General features: G+C 70.8%; 1 protein-coding gene. It reads right to left on the reverse strand.

Going from position 1 to position 264, the window contains the following annotated elements; all coding sequences use genetic code 11:
- The coding region (locus AB3X98_RS42170; RefSeq protein ID WP_368610459.1) for a pyridoxal-phosphate dependent enzyme at positions 1-264 on the reverse strand (264 nt) is incomplete at both ends.

Raw genomic sequence — 264 nt, forward strand, 5'->3', positions numbered from 1 at the left:
AGGCGTCGCTGTACGACTCGCCGGCCTGCACGACCTCGACGGTGGCGCCGCCGTGGGCGCGCACGGCATCGACCTTCACCTGCGGCGTGGTCACCGGCACGCAGATCACGGCCTTCACGCCGAGCTTCGCCGCCGAAAGCGCGACGCCCTGCGCGTGGTTGCCCGCCGAGGCGGTGATCACGCCGCGCTCGAGCTGCGCGGGCGAGAGATGCGCCATCTTGTTGTAGGCGCCGCGCAGCTTGAAGGAGAACACCGGCTGGTTGT

Origin of the sequence: Paraburkholderia sp. BR14312, assembly GCF_040948675.1 — a bacterium.
Classification (GTDB): domain Bacteria; phylum Pseudomonadota; class Gammaproteobacteria; order Burkholderiales; family Burkholderiaceae; genus Paraburkholderia; species Paraburkholderia nodosa_A.